The sequence below is a fragment of the Streptococcus sp. genome, from assembly GCF_041802885.1.
Lineage (GTDB): Bacteria > Bacillota > Bacilli > Lactobacillales > Streptococcaceae > Streptococcus.
In genome coordinates, this window is sequence record NZ_JBHCHN010000040.1 from 1 (window position 1) to 19,942 (window position 19,942).

The following is a 19,942-nucleotide window of genomic DNA, read 5'->3' on the forward strand; positions in this document are numbered from 1 at the left end:
CGCAGCAGAACTTAGGGGCATTGATGCAGTTCGAACATTCGTGAGAACAGCGTACCTTGAAATCCTTAGTGATTGCAAGCCCATCGGGCGCAGCAGAACTTAGGGGCATTGATGCAGTTCGAACGTAGGTGAGAACTAGGTACCTTGAAACCCTTAGTGATTGCAAGCCCATCGGGCGCAGCAGAACTTAGGGGCATTGATGCAGTTCGAACGTAGGTGAGAACAGCGTTCCCTAAAAATAGAACGATTAGGCCCTTGAAAGGGCCGTAGAGTTTAGAGATGTTGATGCAGTTCGAACGCAGGTGAGAACTAGGTACCTTGAAACCCTTAGTGATTGCAAGCCCAGCGGGCGTAGCTGAATTAGATGATAAAGTAGAAAATCCCCAGAACTTCTGTTCTAGGGATTTTTGCCTTTTCTACAATTTTTCAGGTTCATTGATAAAGGAACGAACCACGGTGCCGCAATTTTTGCAGATTTCAAGGTAGAGAGTTTGACCGTTAAAGGCCATTTTTTTATCCGCAAGCGTTACGCTAGAATAGCCGTGTGGCTGTTTACACAGAATGGTGTCGGAAGCTCCGCAATAGGAGCAAGTCATGGATTTAGTCATTTTCTGCCTCCTTTTTAAGTTGAAAGAGTTCTTCGACATGGCAATCAAAAATTTCCGCAATTTTCAAGGCCATCTCGAGAGAGGGATTGTAGCGGTTATTTTCCAGATGGACGATGGTTTCCCGACGGACACCGACCAGTTGAGCCAGTTCCTGTTGGCTGATTTTTTTTGCTTTTCGGTATTCTTTGAGATTGGTGATGATATTGGCCATCTTAACCACCTCTCTTTTCAAAGAAGAAAAAGGCAAAGTCAAAGGCTAGAATCATGGCGGCGCTGAAAATCAGGATCATGCCAGCCTTGAGAGTGAATGGTTGGAAGAAGGTGATGATAGTGAGAATCATCAGGCTAAGAAGGACAAGGCCCAGGGTCAGGCAAGCGGCCTTGGCCAGATTGGTATAGAAGCGATCGTCTGGCTTCTCGTCCACCTTTTTAAAAGCAAAGTAGAGGAAGAAAGCCATCAACAAGAAGAGTCCAAATCCTAGGAAGACATCCTTGATCCAGCTAGGATTTGTAGCGGGAGTGATGACCCAGATGCCTTTACCATAGATTCCCATGGCACCAAGGAGTGTCACCGTATAGAGTTTTTCAGTCAAACCAAAATAGAATGTTTCTGGGTCTGGCTTGGGAAGTTTGGAGAAGAAGAGGAAGAGAAGGAGCAGGTAGATCAGAAAGCCAGTAAAGATGCTGTTTTTTATCCAAGTCGGCTCGGAAGCGGGCGTCAGAAACCAGATAGCCCCAGTTAAGATGAGGGAGGCCAGAGGCCAGACAAATTTTTTAAGCATGAGAATCATCCTTTATTATTTTTTTGAGCTAGTTTTAATTATTTTTTTAAAAATGTTATTTATTTCTAACTCTTTCTGTTATAAATATATCACACAGGAATCATTCTGTCAAGGAAAATGTTAATTTTTTATAACATCTTGTAAAAGCGCTCACTTTTGGTATAATAAAGGTATTAGGAGGTGATTGTGATGAAAACAGCAAGAAAATTTCTCTTCTTACTTAGCCTGAACTCAGTGGTTTTACTGAGCTTGGTTTCGGTGACTGTTGTCGCAGAGGATCTTTCAACAACTATGGAAACCAGTCAACGAACGGAGCAGACGGAACTATTGCCTGTGGATACAACAACCATTTCTGAGCAAACCTTGCCGAGTGAGGAAATGGTGTCAACTACATTGTCAGAACCGGCTACAACCAAGGAAGTTGAGACGGAACCACAAACAACAGAGGAGGCTGTGGAGGAAAATTCATCGTCTGAAACCAGGTTCCTTTATCGCCTTTACCACCCGGGATTACGTGTTCATCTCTATACCAAGGATCCCAATGAATACAATGTGCTTGGTGGGCGTGGCTGGCAACAAGAGGGCGTTGCCTGGAAGACATCCTTATCTCAAGGTGAAAAGGTTTACCGTCTTTTTCATCCTGGTTTACGAATCCATCTCTACACCAAGGATACCAATGAATACGCGCTCTTAGGCAATCGAGGTTGGCAGAAAGAAGGCGAAGCATTTCGTTCCTATGGTCAGCAGCCCATCTATCGTCTCTATCATGCAGGTTTACAGCGACATCTCTACACAACTGATACCAAAGAGTATCAGGTCTTAGGTTCCAGAGGGTGGCAGCAAGAGGGCATAGCTTTCTATGGCCTAGGAGCACCCGGTCAGCCACTTCCGCCAAATAATGGAAAACTATCGGGCAAAATAACGATTGAAAATGTTAATCATCAAAAAGGAAGTTTTGATGTTCGGATTTCAGGGATTTCCAGTCCAAAGGGGCTGAAATCTGTTTTGGTTCCTGTTTGGTCTGCGGAAAAGGGACAGGATGACTTGGCTTGGTATGAAGCCAAACCAGAAGCAAACGGAACTTACCGTGTGAGAGTAGAAGCACGGAATCATAAGTACAGCAGAGGAACTTATTACATCCACCTTTACTATAAAACTCTTGAAAACAGGGATGTTCTCATCACTTCTACCCAGCATACGGTGCAAATACGACAATCGATAGCCGAAGGGAAGGTCAGCGTCCAAAATATCAATAGCCAGCGTGGAACTTTTGAAGTGTATGTGACAGATATTTTCGCACCAAATGGCATCAAGGAAGTTTCCATTCCTGTATGGACAGAAACGAGGGGTCAGGATGATATCAGGTGGTATGCTGCCAAACGTCTGGCTAATGGTGTATATCAAGCCACCATTTACATCGCAGATCACCGGTATCAAAAGGGACTCTACCATGTTCATGCCTATATCAGGTCTGCGAACGGACAGCAGACGGGAATCGGTACTCAACGATTTAACATGCCTTTTGATGGTTTGCAGTATAATGGCAACTACTATCAAATTCACGGCAAATATGGTTACATACCTATCATCAATAAAAAGCATCCAATCAATGCGGCCTATAATCCCGGGGAAAATCCGACTGCCAAAGCCGCCTTTAATGCTTTGACCAATCAGATGCGTGCTTTGGGGTTTGGTATTTCTTATTCCTATAGCGGATTTAGGAGTTATTCGACCCAGCATGGACTTTACTGGAATTATGTTCGCCAATATGGACAAGCAGCAGCGGACCGCTTTTCAGCTAGACCAGGTTATAGTGAACACCAATCAGGTCTTGCCTTTGATGTGTTTGGTACGGGTGGCGGTCTTCTGGCCCAGCCAAATGCTGTACACTGGTTAGCTCACAATGCCCACAGATATGGCTTTATTGTTCGCTACCAGGCGGGTAAGGAATGGATTACAGGTTATATGGCGGAGGCTTGGCATATTCGCTACATTGGTCCAGAAGCAGCAGACATTTACCGTAGCGGCTTGTCTTTGGAGGAATATTTTGGAGTTGCTGGCGGAGGTTATTAAATTCAGTCAGAATAGACTTTAATATTTCCTGAAAATGTGCTACAATAGAGTTTGTAAAATAAATAAAAAAGAGGTATGTGAAATGTCACGTAAACCAATTATTGCCGGTAACTGGAAAATGAACAAAACTGCAGCTGAAGCTCGTGAGTTTGTTGCAGCAGTGAAAGATCAAATTCCTTCATCAGATGTGGTAGAAACTGTTATTGGTTCGCCAGCGCTTTTCATCGAAGGGATGAAAAAAGGTGTGAAGGGAACTGACTTGAAAGTTGCAGCCCAAAACTGCTACTTTGAAGATTTTGGTGCCTTCACTGGTGAAAACAGTCCTGCAACACTTGCAGCACTTGAAGTGGACTATGTTATCATTGGCCACTCAGAACGTCGTGACTATTTCCATGAAACAGATGAAGATATCAACAAAAAAGCTCACGCCATTTTCAAAAATGGCATGACTCCAATCATCTGCTGTGGTGAGTCTCTTGAAACTTACGAAGCTGGTAAAGCAGTTGATTTTGTTGGTGCTCAAGTTTCTGCAGCCTTGAAAGATTTGTCAGCTGAGCAAGTAGCTTCACTGGTGATCGCTTATGAGCCAATCTGGGCGATTGGTACAGGTAAATCAGCTACTTCAGAAGATGCGCAAAAGATGTGTAAAGCAGTGCGGGATGTTGTTGCAGCGGACTTTGGTCAAGAAGTTGCAGATAAGGTTCGTGTTCAATACGGTGGTTCTGTAAAACCTGAAAACGTAGCTGAATACATGGCTTGTCCAGATGTGGATGGTGCCCTTGTCGGAGGTGCTTCCCTTGAACCAGCAAGCTTCTTGGCACTGTTGACTTTCTAAATAAATCAAAAAAATATAACGAAAAAAACTTCTAACTTTAGAGCTAGGAGTTTTTTCAGCGGTAGAGGAGAAAAAATTGAAATTTAGGAAATGGATGTATCTGGGTGGGATTATTTCTGCCTTACTCACTGGGCAAATGGTCCAAGCAGATACTATTACGGCTGAGCCAGCCAAGCTGGTCCTACAAAATCAGACAGAGAATGCTGGTCAGTTAACCGTTGGTCTTGAAGGCGGTCAGGCCAAGCTCCGTTTTGCAACGGAAGGCCGTATTTTCCAATCTGTCAAGGCAAGAATCTGGACCGTGGAAGACTATTCAGATTTGGTTGAAGTTCCTCTCAGCATAGATGAAAGTGGTCAATTTGTAGCTGTTTTTCAGGGTGAGACGTTCATTGGCAGTAAGAAATATTTTGTAGATATCGAGGCAATTGACCAAACTGGCGCGGTATATGAATTAAAGGATTACAGTTTTGATTGGCAGGTGGACTCATCTACAACAAGTCAGCTTCAAACAACGACAACTAGTCAGATGACCACCGGTGAATCGACTTCTGCGGCGACTACCACCAGTGAAACTCCAATTCAAGAAACATCTTCTTTTGAGGCTGTTCAGGAAGTTGCCAAAGGCAATCTTAAAATTCAACCTAATGTAGCAGCTGGTACCATTGATATCACCGTTTATAATCTCTCCAATACATCAGGGATTCGTACGGTAAAATTACCTGTTTGGACGGAGGAAAATGGACAAGATGATCTTTTTTGGTATGTAGCTAACCGTCAGGCTGATGGAACCTATAAGGTCAAAATAGACAAAAAATACCATAAAAATGAGATGGGACTCTACAATATCCATCTCTACTATGAAGATAATAGTGGTCATTTGATTGGTGTGACCTCAAGTACAGCAACTTTGTCAGCGAGCGGAAAACTCAGTATCCAAAATGTTAATCATAGTGCAGGTACTTTCTATGTCATCATTCAACAAGTGGCTAGTCCTGTTACCATCAAGGCTGTCAAGGTTCCAGTTTGGACAACAGAAGGGGGTCAGGATGACATTCAATGGTATACGGCCACTCGTCAGGCTGATGGGACCTACAAGGTTTCCATTGATAAGAAAAACCATAAAAATGGAAGTGGTGAGTACAATATTCACCTTTACTATGAATTCCAAAATGCTCCAACACAGGGGATTGCAACAGCTCAGACAACTCTAACTCTCCCAACGACAGGACGTTTAAGCATTGCCAATCAAAATGTTAGTAAGGGTAGTTTTGATGTTATCGTTTCTAATGTAAAGAGTTCTCAGTCTATCAAATCCGTCAAAATTCCAGTGTGGACGGAAGCTGGTGGCCAGGATGATATCCGCTGGTATGTGGCCAACCGTCAGGCTGATGGGACCTACAAGGCGACCGTCCAAACTTCCAATCATAAAAATGGTCTTGGCATTTATCAAGTTCATCTTTACTACGAATACAGTAACGGTCAGATTGAAGGGGTTGCAACGACTCAAACTAGTCTATCCAATCAAGGAAGCATCAAAGTGAGCAATCTCGATCAGCAAGCCGGCAGTTTTGACTTAATTATTTCCAATGTTTCGGCTATTACCTCCATCAAATCGGTCAAGGTTCCTGTCTGGACAGAAGCAGGCGGTCAGGACGATATTCGCTGGTACACAGCCACCAAGCAGGCAGATGGAACTTATCAGGTCAACATTCAAAAATCCAACCACAAAAATGGTCTGGGAGTATACCAAGCTCATCTCTATTATGAACTGGCCAATGGCCAACTGGTTGGTATCACAGGAACAACTGCAACCTTAAGTACAAAATCATCTGCCCAGATTTCCTTTGCAAATATCAATCGCCAGGCAGGAACCTTTGATGTTGTGATTTCAAAAGCTGTTTTTGCTTCTGAGATTCAGCATGTGCAAGTTCCAATTTGGACAGAGGCAGGTGGTCAAGATGATATTCGCTGGTATACAGCCACCAAGCAGGCAGATGGCAATTATCGTTTGACTGTGGATAGTAAGAATCATAAGGATGGTCGTGGAGACTACCAAGTTCACCTCTATTTTAACTATAAAAATGGACAAACTGAAGGGATTACCAGTACGAAATTTACCCTTCCAGAAGGGGATGCAGCTGGGAATGTGACCTTTAGCAATCAGAATCAAGTGGTGGGAAGTTTTGACATCATTGTTTCTGGTATCGTGGCTCCAAAAGGATTGGAGGCGGTGCAAGTACCAGTCTGGTCTGATATGAATGGCCAGGATGATATTCAATGGTACACAGCGATTAAACAGGCCAATGGAACCTACAAGGTAACTGTTGAAGCTAGAAATCACAAATATCATTCGGGTATTTACCATGTTCATGCCTACCTCAAGCAAAAAGATGGCAGCCTGGTGGGAGTGGCTCAGACCAAAACAGCTGTTTCCATTTCTCAGACAGGTGTCAGTGCCAAGGTTTCTATCCAAAATATTGACAATACTTACGGTTATTTCAATGTTATTGTGTCCAATATTTTTGCACCTGCAGGCGTGACAAAGGTGCAAGTGCCGGTTTGGTCCAGCGTTAACGGACAAAATGATATCATTTGGTATGAGGCATACAGACAGCCAAACGGTGACTACCAGGCGACAATCCGTTTGGGCAACCACCGCTATGAAACAGGTACCTATAATGCCCATGTCTATATTGATAGTGGTGGTCAGCAGTACGGTGTCGGCACCTCAACTGCCAATGTGACCTTTACCAAGAAAACAGGTCAAGCCTTTATTGATATTAGCAGTCACAATGGGTATCTATCTGTCGCAGACTACAATGCTCTTAAAGTACAAGGTATCTATGGTGTTGTTGTAAAATTGACAGAAGGTACTAGCTACTTCAATCCCTACGCTCCTGACCAAATTAAAAATGCTCAGGCTGCTGGTTTGAAAGTGTCTGTTTACCACTATTCACACTTCACCTCAACCAGCACTGCGCAAGAGGAAGCTCGCTACTTTGCAGATGCTGCGAAGAGGCTGGGCTTGGCTAAAAATATCGTGATGGTCAATGATATTGAAGAATATAAGAGCCGAGACAATATTAATGCCAATATGAAGGCTTGGGAAGCTGAAATGCGACGCCTTGGTTACAATAACCTGATTCATTATACAGGGGCTAGTTGGATTGATGTAAACAATCTAGGTTACTCTGGTCCGATTAAAACAGGAGAATTTGGTCTTAGTAATTTTTGGGTGGCCCAGTATCCATATATTAATGGAATGCCAATCGAACAAGCTCGCCGGATGGCTTACTATGCAGCAGCAGCTGCTTGGCAGTTCACATCCAGAGCGCTTCTTTTGCAAAATCGTCCTTATTTTGACTTAAACATTGACTATACGGGTCGGTTTACCCAATAAACAGTAGAAAAAGATTGAAACAGAGGCTGTTTCAATCCTTTTTATCTTCCCAAGAGTTTTTTGATGGTTTGTAGAATCTTAAATTTAAGCGGATTGGGGTAATAGCGGAAGGTCCCCATCTTGCGAACAATAGAACCATTGAAGTTCTGTTTGAAGCGTAGGACACCATCTGAACCATCAAAGGTGCCTTGAATACCTAAGAAATTGTAGAAAGGAATCTTCAAATTCAGAGCCTTTCGCATGGCGTATTCCTGAAGGGCAACTGGGGCATAGAATTTATTAAATTCTGTCAGGGAACCACTGAAGAGGTAGACCATTTCCTGGGGGGTATAGATAAAGAGGCTGGCTGCTAAGTCGATGTCTTCGGTACCATATTGAATCATCCAGTCTTTGGCTTCTGCTAGGCGAACGGTGAAGGTCTCAATCTGGCTGGAAATCTCACGATGCTCATTTTGTTTCTTGCGGGAATTTGGAATCTTGTCCAGATCAGTTTGAATCAGGGCCAATTTTTCCTGTAATTTAGCCTGTCCATCCAGCAGATTACCATGGTAATCTTGAAAATTGATGCTGGCCATGAGAAAATCAGCCTTATCCCCAAAGCTATCATAAAAATCTTCATAGTAGTCCAAAGGTTTGTCCTGATATTCTCGACGGTCAGAAGTAGCAGCTGTAATCTTGCTGAAACGACTTAGTTCATGGCGTTTTAGGGCTCGAATCTTAATGCCAAAGCTATTGGTTTTCTTGACCAGGGGTTTACCTTTTTTACTGAAGGAAGCGATGAGGGTCTCCTGGGTCAAGTTGGATAAATCCTTGACATAATGCCAGTCCGGCTCGCCGCCTGGGTATCCTGTTTGCAGACCATCAAATTGGAAGCCCAGGCTGGTTAGTTGGCTAATCAGCTCGGGCTTTTCAGGACTGGTGGGCTGACCTTGTCCATCAAAGCTTTGATAGGTTTGGTAGGGCTTGAGGATGAGCTGCAGCGCTCCATTCTTCTTAGCGAAATCTTGGATTCCCTTGTAAAAATCAGTCAGATAGGCTTCATCAGCAATGACAGGACCAGAGTTGATTTCCATGTGAAGTCCACCAGTCATGGGCATGCTATAAAGTAGGCCAGCGACCTTCACTTGGCCATCCGTAATCAGGGCCATGGGGTGAACGGTCATTCCTTTTTTGGTTAAGAGCTTGGCCATTTCCTGAGTTTGGAGGAAGGAGTAGTCCTTTTGATGTTGGAGAAAATCAGCATACTCTTCCAGGGTTAATTGTTTCAAGGTCATTTGCGTTTACTCCTCAATTTCTTGCGGATGGTATAGGCAAGATTGGATAGTTTGTAAAGGGGGCTAACAGGTAGATTGAATTCCCCAATCATTTCTTCAATTTCAGGTTTGAACTTGGATTTGAAACTGTAAAGTCCACCAGAAAGATCATTTTCGACACCGCCCATGTTTTGCCAGTCATTTCCACGCTCGAAGGCATGGTTGGCTGTTTCAAACCAGGTATAGATAGCGGCCTGATAGCGGCGGAAGTGCTCATCCATACCGGCATAGATATTTTCAGAAGTGCTGCCAAATTCGAGAGCCAGAGTGCCTGATAGGGCCACTGTTTCTTTACCGTTTTTCATTTCCTCACGGAGGAAGTTGATTTCATCGGTCAGGCGCTCGATGTCCTTTTTAGTATTGTCGATTTTGCTTGGCTTGACTGTTTCTGGATAGTTTGCAAGGGCCTTTTGGGCTGTCTCCAGTTCTTGTTCCAAATCTGCCAGGCGATTTTTGAGATTGAGGGTTGTCAGGGTGATATAGGATTGCTGTGGGTAGGCATCCAGGAGCTTGCGGTAGTAATCAATGCCCCTTAGATGGATGGATTTGCGGTCTTCGGTCTTTTTCATCAAATCAGCAAAATCAGCCAGAAGTTCATGGGCCCCAAATCGGACCTGAACGCCCTTATTTTTGGCAGTTCGGATAGACTGGCGGATTTTTTTGGACAGGTTAGCTTCCGAAAAATCCTTGGCATAAATATTAGCCTGAAAGCGGGGCTGGATATTTTCTACCATATCTGTCGTGCGGCCCACCCACTCGCAGCCTGCGGTTTGCAAGTTACGGACGATGGTCTCTGCATCAGGATTTTGAACAGCTTCCTGGTCTATCTGATGGTGCTGAAAGAGGATAAAAGGGTCAAACTTGATAAAGAGGGCTCGTTTTTGTTTAGCCAGTTTTTTGAGGCTGGTTAGAACAAAGGTCACTAATTCCTGATTTAGATAATCCATGACAGGACCACGTGGGATGTAGAACATGGTCATGCCCAGAGGTAGCGGGCGAATGAGGATGGAAGCTGTTGCCACTAATTTTTCATCCTTGTAAAAGCCGATGCGTTCATTGCCCCAGTCGTCCTTGACCGTGGCCCAAGAACTGCTTTGGAGGAGGTTAGTCTGCGAGCTATTTTTGACAAACTGATCGTGTTCTTCCGCAGAGATTCCAATTTTATAAGCATACATTAGTCTAGTACCCACTCGCGAATAGCATGTGCTACGCCGCTTTCTTGATTTGATTTGGTAATATATTTGGCTATCTTCTTGAGTTCGGCTGTGCCATTTTCCATGACAACGGGGTTGTGAACCATCTCTAGCATAGAACGGTCATTTTCCTGGTCTCCGATTGCCATAGTTTGGTCCAAGGTTAGTCCTAGGTATTCAGCTAGGTACTGGATAGCTTTCCCCTTGCTGGCTGTTTTTGGCGTGATTTCCAGATAGAAGGGGGCTGATTTGGAGATATTGTACTTGTCGAAAAAAGTCTGCGGAATGAGCTTGATTTTTTCATCCAAGATGTCTGGTTCATCAACCATCATGATTTTGACAATCTCTTTGTCGGCCATTTCTTCAGGTGTCCTGTAGAAAACAGGAGAATCTACCAACATTGACTCATAAATGGTGTATTTACCAATGTTGCGATTGGCGGTATACATGCCTTGCTTGGTACTGGCATGCATGGGAAGTTTCAGTTTTCGAGCCAGTAATTCAATGTCCAGATAGTCATCGTAAGATAGGGTTTCTTTAACCACATCTTCTGCAGTTGCGGCATCCTGAACCAAGCCACCATTGAAGGTGATAACATAGTCGCCTGGATCTGTCAATTTTAGGTCCTTCAATATTTTCTGCACACCGCTGATAGGGCGGCCTGTTGCGATGACGACCTTGACACCAGCCTTTTTAGCATCTTGGACAGCATCAAAGACTTGGGGCGTGATGTCACGATTATCCGTCAAAAGAGTCCCATCTAGGTCAACAGCTACAAGTTTAATCTTCATTTTTTTCTCCTGGGCTAAAGTGATCATTGTGGATATAGCTTAAAAATTCTTCGTTTTTGGCAGCGAAAATTCCTGTTTCTTCCAGCATATCTTTTGGGAAGTAGAAACGGCTATCTCCATGGATGGTGCCTGAAAGAGAGGCAACGATAGGGGATAGTTGGGAAAGTTCGATTAAAGATTCATCCTTGCGGATCATCTCAATCTGTGTCCGTTTTTTGGTAGCACGAGGTCTATAAATATCATAAGGTAAGTCAAAATTATGGTGGACGGCAGTATAATACTCAGGGTCAAAACCAACATCCGCCACAATATTGCGGAGAATATCCAGCTTATCTTCGTCTTCTGCTGCAAAGGTCACAGATTTAAAGACTTTTCGATTGCTATAACGTTGGGCCAAGTCGGATAGGGTTCGGTCTGGTCCATCAACCCAGCTCTGAAAATAGGTATTCATAACCCCATCGTCCAGAGCCAAGTAATCGTTCAAGGTAAAGCGATGCTCAAAGAACGGCAGTAGTCTGGGTGAAGATTGGGCAAAGAAATCCTTTTCGGCTGCATAGAGGACCTTGGCGCGATTGAGCAGATTCTGTAAGAGGACTTCCATGGAGCGGCTGGCTGGGTGGAAGTAAACCTGCATATACATCTGGTAACGACTGACCACATAGTCTTCCACTGCATGCATACCGGATTCACGAAAGGCGATACCAGTCTCTGTCGGACGAATAACCCGTAGGATTCGGGTCAAATCAAACTGGCCATAATTGGTCCCTGTGAAATAAGAATCTCGCAGCAGATAGTCCATCCGATCCACATCAATCTGGCTGGAAATCAGTTGGACCACTTGCTTGTTGGGATAGGTGTGGCGAATGACACTGGCTACCTGGTCCGGAAAATCAGGCGCCACCTGTTTGAGGACGGCATGGACTTCTGTCTGCGGATTGGTCAGGATGGCGCAAGTCATCTCTTCATGGTCTGTATCAAAGAGACGCTCAAAGGTATGGGAATAGGCCCCATGTCCAATATCGTGAAGGAGGGCAGTTACCATCGTCAGAAGTGATTCGCTCTTATTCCAGGTCTCAGGATATTTTTCTTCAAATTTTTTGGTAATCTGTCTAGCAATCTCATAGGCTCCAAGGCAGTGAGAAAAGCGGCTATGCTCACCACCATGGAAGGTATAGGAAGTCGTACCTAGTTGTTTGATGCGGCGCAGTCGCTGAAATTCTTTTGTATTGATGAGTTTGTAAATGACTTCATGGTCAACATGAACATAATTGTGAACAGGGTCACGAAATACTTTTTCAATCATTCTTCTATTATAGCAAAGATTAGGGAAAAAATGAAAAGATTGCTAGGCTCAAAGATTTACGAAACCGGCCTTTTAGCTTATAATAGTTTTAAGAAGGAAGGACAGTTATGCAGATTCGCTTACGAAATGAAATCCAACTGGATGGTCAGATGGAAGTGGTGGACCAATCTTATCCAGTTGAAGCTACAAGTAAAAATGGTCATCTCTATCTCATCTTCATCAACGAAGAAATGGAAAAGACCGTCATCAAATGTGATACCGCCGAACTAGTCATGACCCGCTTTTCCAATCCCAAGTCCATCATGCGATTTATGCCGGAAAAAGAGTCCATTGTGGCTCTTCATACCCCACTTGGTCTCCAACACTTTGTGACAGATACCAAACACTACCATCTAGATCACACCCATCAGAGGCTAGAGCTCCACTATGACCTCAAACAATTAGAAGGTGATGGCATTTTTGCCTCCTACCAAATGGAGATTAGGTGGGGATGAGTTACCTTTGTAAAACGTTTTCAAGGGGCCTTCTTCTTGAAAAATTCCCTCATTTTGTTATAATTTAAAGTAAATCGAGGGAGTAGCTAGTAGTTTTTGGCCTGAACTAGAGTTTGGTTTTCTCTTTCTGGAGAAAAAGAAAACCCAAATTTTTGAAACAGCTAAAAATTGCGTTTATGTCGTCATTACGAAATCAACCATTTCCGGCATAATCTTAAACAGCGAGACTTGTTTTAATCAAACAGGTCTCTTTTTCATGAAAAAAGAGACTAGGAGGAGTGTACTTTGTCGAAAGAACAAAAAAAGGAACTGTTTTATACACAGTCTAAAGACCAGGTTTTGTCTGGCTTGGAGACGAGCGCAGATGGTTTGACCAAGGCTGAAGCCAAGCAACGTCTGACAGAATATGGCCGCAATGAATTGGATGAGGGTGAGAAACGCAGCCTCTTCATGAAGTTCTTGGATCAATTCAAGGACTTGATGATTATTATTCTTTTGGCAGCCGCAGCACTTTCTGTTATCACAGAAGGAATGCATGGTTTGACAGATGCTATTATTATTTTGGCCGTTGTTGTCCTCAATGCAGCCTTTGGTGTATACCAAGAAGGTCAAGCTGAAGCAGCCATTGAAGCACTCAAGTCCATGTCCAGCCCATTGGCGCGTGTTCGACGTGATGGGCATGTGGTTGAAGTTGATTCCAAAGAGTTGGTGCCAGGAGATATCGTCCTCTTGGAAGCTGGGGATGTGGTCCCAGCTGATATGCGCCTCCTGGAAGCAGCCTCTTTGAAGATCGAAGAAGCAGCCCTTACTGGTGAATCTGTTCCTGTTGAGAAAGATTTGTCTATCGAAGTAGCAGCAGATGCTGGTATCGGTGACCGTGTCAATATGGCCTACCAAAACTCCAATGTTACTTATGGTCGCGGTACAGGTGTTGTCACTAATACAGGTATGTACACCGAGGTTGGTCATATCGCAGGTATGCTGGCAAATGCTGATGAAACAGATACCCCTCTCAAACAAAACCTACATCAATTATCTAAGGTTTTGACCTATGTTGTTCTTGCAGTTGCAGCAGTTACTTTCGCTGTGGGAATGTTCCGTGGTCAAAAACCATTGGAAGGTTTGATGACAGCTGTCGCTCTTGCAGTTGCAGCCATTCCAGAAGGTTTGCCAGCCATCGTAACAGTAGTCCTTTCTTTGGGGACTCAAGTTCTGGCAAAACGAAACTCAATTGTTCGTAAATTGCCAGCAGTAGAAACACTAGGTTCAACAGAAATTATCGCATCTGATAAAACTGGTACCTTGACCATGAATCAGATGACGGTTGAAAAAATCTACACCAACGGTCAGTTGATTTCATCTGGTGCAGAGATTGCCATGGATAATAATACCTTGCGTGTCATGAACTTTGCTAACGATACCAAAGTTGACCCGTCTGGTAAGTTGATTGGTGATCCAACTGAAACAGCCCTTGTTCAGTACGGTTTGGACCATACCTTTGATGTTCGTGAAGCTTTGCTTGCTGAGCCACGTGTGGCAGAGTTGCCATTTGATTCAGACCGTAAGCTCATGTCCACCGTTCACAAACAAGCTGACGGGAACTACTTTGTTGCGGTTAAGGGAGCTCCTGACCAGTTGCTCAAGCGAGTCACCCAAATTGAAGAAAATGGAACTGTCCGTCCAATTACGGATGCGGATCGTGAAGCCATTCTTGGTACCAATAAGGAATTGGCCAAACAAGCCCTTCGTGTCCTTATGATGGCATATAAATATACTGATGTCATTCCAACTCTGGAAACAGAAATCGTGGAAGCTGACCTGATCTTCTCAGGTTTGGTTGGTATGATTGACCCTGAGCGTCCAGAAGCCGAGGAAGCTGTTCGAGTTGCTAAAGAAGCAGGTATCCGTCCTATCATGATTACTGGTGACCACCAAGATACAGCAGAAGCTATTGCGAAGCGCTTGGGGATTATCGATGAGAATGATACAGAAGACCATGTCTTCACCGGTGCAGAACTCAATGAGCTTTCCGATGAAGAATTCCAAAAAGTCTTCAAGCAATACTCTGTTTATGCTCGTGTATCTCCAGAGCACAAGGTGCGTATCGTGAAAGCTTGGCAAAATGAAGGTAAAGTTGTTGCCATGACTGGTGATGGTGTCAATGATGCACCATCCCTGAAAACAGCTGATATTGGTATCGGTATGGGGATTACAGGTACCGAAGTGTCCAAAGGTGCTTCAGATATGGTCCTCGCAGATGATAACTTTGCCACTATTATCGTAGCAGTCGAAGAAGGTCGTAAGGTCTTCTCCAATATCCAGAAAACGATTCAGTACCTCTTGTCTGCCAACATGGCTGAAGTCTTTACCATCTTCTTGGCAACCCTCTTTGGTTGGGATGTTCTGGAGCCTGTTCACCTCTTGTGGATCAATCTGGTCACAGATACTCTTCCAGCTATCGCCCTTGGTGTGGAACCTGCAGAGCCAGGTGTGATGACCCACAAGCCTCGTGGACGCAAATCTAGCTTCTTCGACGGAGGAGTTATGGAAGCAATCCTCTACCAAGGTGCCTTCCAAACTCTCTTGGTATTGGGTGTTTACTGGTTCGGTCTTCAGTTCCCAGAACATACGGAATACCATTTGATGCATGCAGATGCGCTGACAATGGCCTATGCAACTCTTGGTTTAATCCAGCTGGTACATGCCTTTAACGTTAAGTCAGTTTACCAGTCCATCTTCAAGGTTGGTCTCTTCAAGAATCGCCTGTTCAATATGTCGATTCCAATTGCCTTTGTCCTCTTGATGATTACCATTGTCCTTCCAGGATTTAACAAATTCTTCCACGTGTCAGTCTTGACACCAACACAGTGGTTGGTTGTTGTCATCGGAAGTATCCTCATGGTTGTCCTTGTTGAAGCTGTTAAGGCTGTGCAACGAGCACTGGGACAGGATGAAAAAGCCATCTAATCGAAATAAAAATCCCGAATCTTCTATTCGGGATTTTTTGCGCTTTCATCAACAAAACTCTTTTATCTTTATTTTTGGCCCGATTAAGGGCTTAAAGCAATAGTGAGGAAGTAGGAAGTACAGGCTGACCATTAAGGTGATAAAGAGGATATACAAAATAATTTTGATAGCCGGGTTTGGAATAAACGTACTGAGGATAAGAAGGTTAAAGGCTAGAACTTGTGCCCAGATAAAGAGCGGATGGCTGCAAAGGATGTATTTTTGATGGTCACTGACCAAGATTGCAGACTTGGGATCGCCCTTGATACTGAGATAGGTTGGGTAGGTAGGTAAATCAAAAGTTACCGTTTGTCCATTGGAAATGGTCGTTATTTCTTCCTCTTGTGCTAGCAGAGATAGTTTTCCCCATGATCCGAAAAATCCTGTTTTTCGCAGAATGGTCACAGCCATATTATCACCTCTTTTTCTTATTATATCACAGGAGAAGATAGACAGCATTAAATTTTTTAGAAAATGTGATACAATGTAGAAAATGAGGAGAAATGAGAGATTATGACAGAGATTGTAGCCCATCGGGGCAGTCGAATTAACCGGCCAGAAAATACACTTGCTGCCTTTGAAGAGGCAGTTCGTGTCGGTGCAGATGGTATTGAGTTGGATATTCATCTCAGTAAGGATGGAGAAGTCGTGGTCATTCATGATGAGTCAGTAGACCGAACGACAGATGGTTGTGGCCTGGTCAGTCAGATGACTGTAGCAGACTTGAAAGAACTGGATGCGGGGGCTTGGTTTGATGTGGTCTTTGCGGGACAAAAGATTCCAACTCTTTTGGAAGTTTTTGAACTGCTGGAGGAAAAGGAATTCAAAGGCTGTCTCAATATCGAGCTGAAAACGGGCAAAGAACCGTACCCAGGTATGGAGCAGAAGGTCAAGGACTTGTTGGACAAGAAAGATTGGCCTTTTGAAGTGATGTACTCTTCTTTTAGCTTGTGGGCTCTTCTTCGCATGCACCGGCTTGATCCTGAAGCAGAAGTGGCCTATCTGGTCAAAAAGAGTCATTTTTTGGTTTTTGTAGGCCGGTTTATGCCTTGGATAACAAGCCTACATCTATCTCATAAGTGGTATTTTCACCATCTCTTTCACTCCAGAAAACATTTGCGTCTCTGGACGGTCAATGACGAAAGGGTGATGAAGAAGGCCTTTCAATCAAATGTCAGAGCTATTATCACGGATAAACCAGAGACCGCTATTCGATTACGTAATCAGGAAAAGGTGAGTTAGTTTGGGTTTCTTCTTTACAAAGAAGTCCAGTATGTGTATAATAAACAGATAAATAAAAAAGGAGATTATGATGTCAGTTTTTTCAGATTCCTATTTAGCAGCCAATGCTGGTAACTTACCACCTGAAGCCATTCCTATGCTTCGTCAACGATTGGAAAACTTAACTGAGAGCCAGAAAGCCTACATTTTGTCTGCAGATTTGAAGAGTCCAACAACTGCCCTGATTTTTTCTATTTTCTTGGGCTACTTGGGTGTGGATCGCTTCTATATCGGTCATATTGGTTTGGGCGTTGCGAAGTTGCTCTTATCTTGGATGACCTTGGGGATTTGGCCCGTGATTGACTGGTTTCTTATCATGGGGGCTACACGCCAGACCAATTTCGAAACCTTAAACAATGCAATCAATGCAGCAACGATGTTCCAAGGTTAAGAGCTGTTTGAACAAAATTGTAAAATTATTGTAATAAGAAGAGGGAATCGTTACGGAACTGTAACCAAGAACCCTCTTTTTTTTGTTATAATACTCAAATGCCTTTCTGCTCAGTGGCTAGAAAAGGCTAGTTTCCATTGCTTTTTCTTCCTTTTTTGTTAGAATAAAAGTAATGAATCTAAAGGACAGAATTATACAATTATCCCAAGAAATAGGGATTTCAAAAATTGGTTTTACCACCGCAGATGATTTTGCCTATCTGGAAAAATCGTTGAAGGCTGGTGTGGAAGAAGGGCGAACGACGGGCTTCGAGCACAAAAATATCGAGGAACGACTGGATCCTAAACTCAGTCTGGCTTCGGCAAGGACCATTATTTCTATTGCGGTTGCTTATCCCCGTCGTCTTCCTCAACAACCCCCAAAAACGGCCTATCGTCGAGGGAAAATCACGCCCAATTCCTGGGGGTTGGACTATCATTATATCCTTCAGGATAAGCTGGAGCGTCTAGCTCGGGGAATTGAGGAGCTGACAGCTGACTTTGAATACAAGGGTATGGTGGACACGGGAGCTCTAGTAGATACCGCCGTTGCTCGTCGGGCTGGCATTGGTTTCATAGGGAAAAATGGTCTGGTGATCTCCAAGGAATTTGGCTCCTATATGTTTCTAGGGGAATTAATCACCAATCTAGAGCTAGAGCCAGATCAGCCTGTTGATTACGACTGTGGGGATTGCAACCGTTGTGTCGAGGCTTGCCCAACCTCCTGTCTGTTGGGAGATTCGACCATGGATGCCAGGCGCTGTTTGTCCTTTCAGACCCAGGACAAGGGCATGATGGACCTGGAATTCCGTAAGAAGATCAAGACGGTTATCTATGGCTGTGATATCTGCCAGATTTGCTGCCCCTACAACAAGGGCATTGACAGTCCGCCTGTGGTGGACATTGATCCCGATTTGGCCCAGCCGGAGCTGATTCCCTTTTTGGAACTCTCCAATGGCCAGTTTAAGGAGAAATTTGGGCTGATTGCTGGTTCCTGGCGGGGCAAAAATATCCTGCAGCGCAACGCCATCATTGCCTTGGCCAATGCCCATGATCGGTCTGCCATTCCCAAGTTGCTGGAAATCATCGATAAGGGACAAAATCCCATCCATGCCGCAACGGCTATCTGGGCACTGGGAGAGCTAATCAAGGAGCCGAGTGAGGAGATGGTTGCCTTTATTGAGAATCTCCAAAGCGATCATCCGGATGTTTTGGCAGAGCAGACAGCATTTGTCAAATTAGCCAAAGGGCTATAAATGTGATAAAATAGACAAGATAAGGCTGTTTACGCAGTCAAGAAAGAATGAGGTGTACATGGATACAGCAGAAATTCGACAGAAGATCGAAGAACTTGAGGCCAAATTGAACTCATTCAGGGGGTCTCTTTGACTTAGAAGGTCTGGAAGAAGAGATTGCCATCTTAGAAAATAAGATGACAGAACCTGATTTTTGGAATGATAATTTAGCGGCCCAAAAAACATCCCAGGAACTCAATGAGTTGAAGTCAACCTACAACAATTTCCATCAGATGATTGATTTGTTGGAAGAGTCAGAGATTCTAAGGGATTTCCTGGCAGAAGACGAGTCAGTCCGTGAGGAGTTGGTGGATAAACTGTCCGAGCTGGACAAGCTAATGACTAGCTACGAGATGACCCTGCTCTTGTCTGAACCCTACGACCACAACAATGCCATTCTGGAAATTCATCCAGGATCTGGTGGTACAGAGGCCCAGGACTGGGGAGAAATGCTCATGCGGATGTATATGCGCTATGGTAATGCTATGGGTTATAAGGTGGAAACTCTGGATTATCAAGCTGGTGATGAAGCCGGCATCAAGTCGGTCACCCTTTCCTTTGAAGGTCCAAATGCTTATGGTTTCCTGAAGTCAGAAATGGGTGTTCACCGCCTGGTTCGGATTTCACCATTTGACTCGGCCAAACGCCGCCATACTTCCTTTACCTCTGTAGAGGTGATGCCAGAATTGGACGACACCATTGAAGTGGACATTCGTGAAGACGACATCAAGATGGATACCTTCCGTTCTGGCGGAGCCGGTGGTCAAAATGTCAACAAGGTTTCTACTGGGGTTCGCCTGACCCATATTCCGACAGGGATTGTGGTCGCCTCTACAGTTGACCGGACCCAGTATGGCAACCGAGATAGGGCTATGAAAATGCTCCAGGCCAAGCTCTACCAAATGGAGCAGGAAAAGAAAGCAGCGGAAGTCGATGCCCTCAAGGGGGACAAACAGGAAATTACCTGGGGAAGCCAGATTCGGTCCTATGTCTTCACCCCTTATACTATGGTCAAGGACCACCGAACAGGATTCGAAGTGGCCCAGGTGGACAAGGTCATGGACGGGGATATTGAAGGCTTTATCGATGCCTATTTGAAATGGCGTATCCGCTAAAATCTGTAGAAAGGACTGTCATTA

The 19,942-nt window shown here is 44.2% G+C and carries 17 protein-coding genes; 9 read left to right on the forward strand and 8 right to left on the reverse strand.

The features are described 5' to 3' along the window. Nucleotides 1-416 precede the first annotated feature (416 nt). Genes ACEYCN_RS05490 through ACEYCN_RS05500 form a run of 3 tightly spaced genes read right to left on the reverse strand, consistent with a single transcriptional unit; the run spans nt 417 to nt 1,390 of the window. Complete coding sequence (locus ACEYCN_RS05490; RefSeq protein ID WP_373713294.1) at nt 417-608, reverse strand: hypothetical protein; 192 nt, start codon at nt 606-608, stop codon at nt 417-419. Continuing rightward, a complete protein-coding gene (locus tag ACEYCN_RS05495; RefSeq protein ID WP_029178733.1) occupies nt 601-819 on the reverse strand; it encodes a helix-turn-helix transcriptional regulator in 219 nt (72 codons plus the stop codon). The genes ACEYCN_RS05490 and ACEYCN_RS05495 overlap by 8 nt, the downstream gene beginning before the upstream one ends. A gap of 1 nt (nt 820) precedes the next feature. Then, complete coding sequence (locus ACEYCN_RS05500; protein ID WP_373713295.1) at nt 821-1,390, reverse strand: DUF3796 domain-containing protein; 570 nt, start codon at nt 1,388-1,390, stop codon at nt 821-823. A 189-nt stretch (nt 1,391-1,579) separates the two neighbouring features. On the opposite strand from ACEYCN_RS05500, the gene ACEYCN_RS05505 reads away from it, so the two are divergent. The 3 genes from ACEYCN_RS05505 (at nt 1,580) to ACEYCN_RS05515 (ending at nt 7,698) form a co-directional block, all read left to right on the forward strand. Further along, entirely contained in the window at nt 1,580-3,463 is a 1,884-nt protein-coding gene (locus ACEYCN_RS05505) for a GBS Bsp-like repeat-containing protein (RefSeq protein ID WP_373713296.1), read from the forward strand. 82 nt (nt 3,464-3,545) lie between these two features. Beyond that, complete coding sequence (tpiA, locus tag ACEYCN_RS05510) at nt 3,546-4,298, forward strand: triose-phosphate isomerase (RefSeq protein WP_373713297.1); 753 nt, start codon at nt 3,546-3,548, stop codon at nt 4,296-4,298. 76 nt (nt 4,299-4,374) lie between these two features. After that, the gene (locus ACEYCN_RS05515; protein ID WP_373713298.1) at nt 4,375-7,698 is read left to right on the forward strand and encodes a GBS Bsp-like repeat-containing protein; all 3,324 of its coding nucleotides are present in this window, start codon (nt 4,375-4,377) and stop codon (nt 7,696-7,698) included. Nucleotides 7,699-7,739: 41 nt separating this feature from the next. Here ACEYCN_RS05515 and ACEYCN_RS05520 read toward each other — a convergent pair whose 3' ends face one another. Genes ACEYCN_RS05520 through ACEYCN_RS05535 form a run of 4 tightly spaced genes read right to left on the reverse strand, consistent with a single transcriptional unit; the run spans nt 7,740 to nt 12,298 of the window. Next, entirely contained in the window at nt 7,740-8,972 is a 1,233-nt protein-coding gene (locus ACEYCN_RS05520) for an aminoacyltransferase (RefSeq protein WP_373713299.1), read from the reverse strand. Further along, on the reverse strand, nt 8,969-10,186 hold the full coding sequence (locus ACEYCN_RS05525) for an aminoacyltransferase (RefSeq protein WP_373713300.1): 1,218 nt from the start codon (nt 10,184-10,186) through the stop codon (nt 8,969-8,971). Before ACEYCN_RS05525 ends, ACEYCN_RS05520 begins: the two co-directional genes overlap by 4 nt. Beyond that, a complete protein-coding gene (gene yidA / locus ACEYCN_RS05530) occupies nt 10,186-10,995 on the reverse strand; it encodes a sugar-phosphatase (RefSeq protein WP_373713301.1) in 810 nt (269 codons plus the stop codon). The genes ACEYCN_RS05525 and yidA overlap by 1 nt, the downstream gene beginning before the upstream one ends. Next, complete coding sequence (locus ACEYCN_RS05535; protein ID WP_373713302.1) at nt 10,985-12,298, reverse strand: HD domain-containing protein; 1,314 nt, start codon at nt 12,296-12,298, stop codon at nt 10,985-10,987. The genes yidA and ACEYCN_RS05535 overlap by 11 nt, the downstream gene beginning before the upstream one ends. A 107-nt stretch (nt 12,299-12,405) precedes the next feature. Here ACEYCN_RS05535 and ACEYCN_RS05540 point away from each other — a divergent pair, with 107 nt between their 5' ends. Together ACEYCN_RS05540 and ACEYCN_RS05545 are read left to right on the forward strand one after the other, a co-directional pair. Continuing rightward, complete coding sequence (locus tag ACEYCN_RS05540; RefSeq protein ID WP_373713303.1) at nt 12,406-12,792, forward strand: DUF1934 domain-containing protein; 387 nt, start codon at nt 12,406-12,408, stop codon at nt 12,790-12,792. Between the two features lie 285 nt (nt 12,793-13,077). Then, on the forward strand, nt 13,078-15,759 hold the full coding sequence (locus tag ACEYCN_RS05545; protein ID WP_373713304.1) for a cation-translocating P-type ATPase: 2,682 nt from the start codon (nt 13,078-13,080) through the stop codon (nt 15,757-15,759). A 48-nt stretch (nt 15,760-15,807) separates the two neighbouring features. On the opposite strand, the gene ACEYCN_RS05550 is transcribed toward ACEYCN_RS05545, so the two are convergent. After that, nucleotides 15,808-16,209: a hypothetical protein gene (locus ACEYCN_RS05550; RefSeq protein ID WP_373713305.1), complete on the reverse strand. Its 402-nt coding sequence runs from the start codon at nt 16,207-16,209 to the stop codon at nt 15,808-15,810. 102 nt (nt 16,210-16,311) lie between these two features. On the opposite strand from ACEYCN_RS05550, the gene ACEYCN_RS05555 reads away from it, so the two are divergent. The 4 genes from ACEYCN_RS05555 to prfB all read left to right on the forward strand — a co-directional run bounded on the left by ACEYCN_RS05555 (nt 16,312) and on the right by prfB (nt 19,918). After that, nucleotides 16,312-17,040: a glycerophosphodiester phosphodiesterase family protein gene (locus ACEYCN_RS05555; protein ID WP_373713306.1), complete on the forward strand. Its 729-nt coding sequence runs from the start codon at nt 16,312-16,314 to the stop codon at nt 17,038-17,040. Nucleotides 17,041-17,110: 70 nt separating this feature from the next. Further along, on the forward strand, nt 17,111-17,470 hold the full coding sequence (locus ACEYCN_RS05560; RefSeq protein ID WP_373713307.1) for a TM2 domain-containing protein: 360 nt from the start codon (nt 17,111-17,113) through the stop codon (nt 17,468-17,470). A 172-nt stretch (nt 17,471-17,642) separates the two neighbouring features. Next, a complete protein-coding gene (gene queG / locus ACEYCN_RS05565) occupies nt 17,643-18,764 on the forward strand; it encodes a tRNA epoxyqueuosine(34) reductase QueG (RefSeq protein WP_373713308.1) in 1,122 nt (373 codons plus the stop codon). 58 nt (nt 18,765-18,822) lie between these two features. After that, nucleotides 18,823-19,918, forward strand: a protein-coding gene (gene prfB / locus ACEYCN_RS05570) for a peptide chain release factor 2 (RefSeq protein WP_373713309.1) whose coding sequence is annotated in 2 segments (ribosomal slippage) — nt 18,823-18,894 and nt 18,896-19,918 — 1,095 coding nt in all. Because the reading frame shifts where the segments join, the coding sequence is not laid out codon by codon here. Nucleotides 19,919-19,942 lie beyond the last annotated feature (24 nt).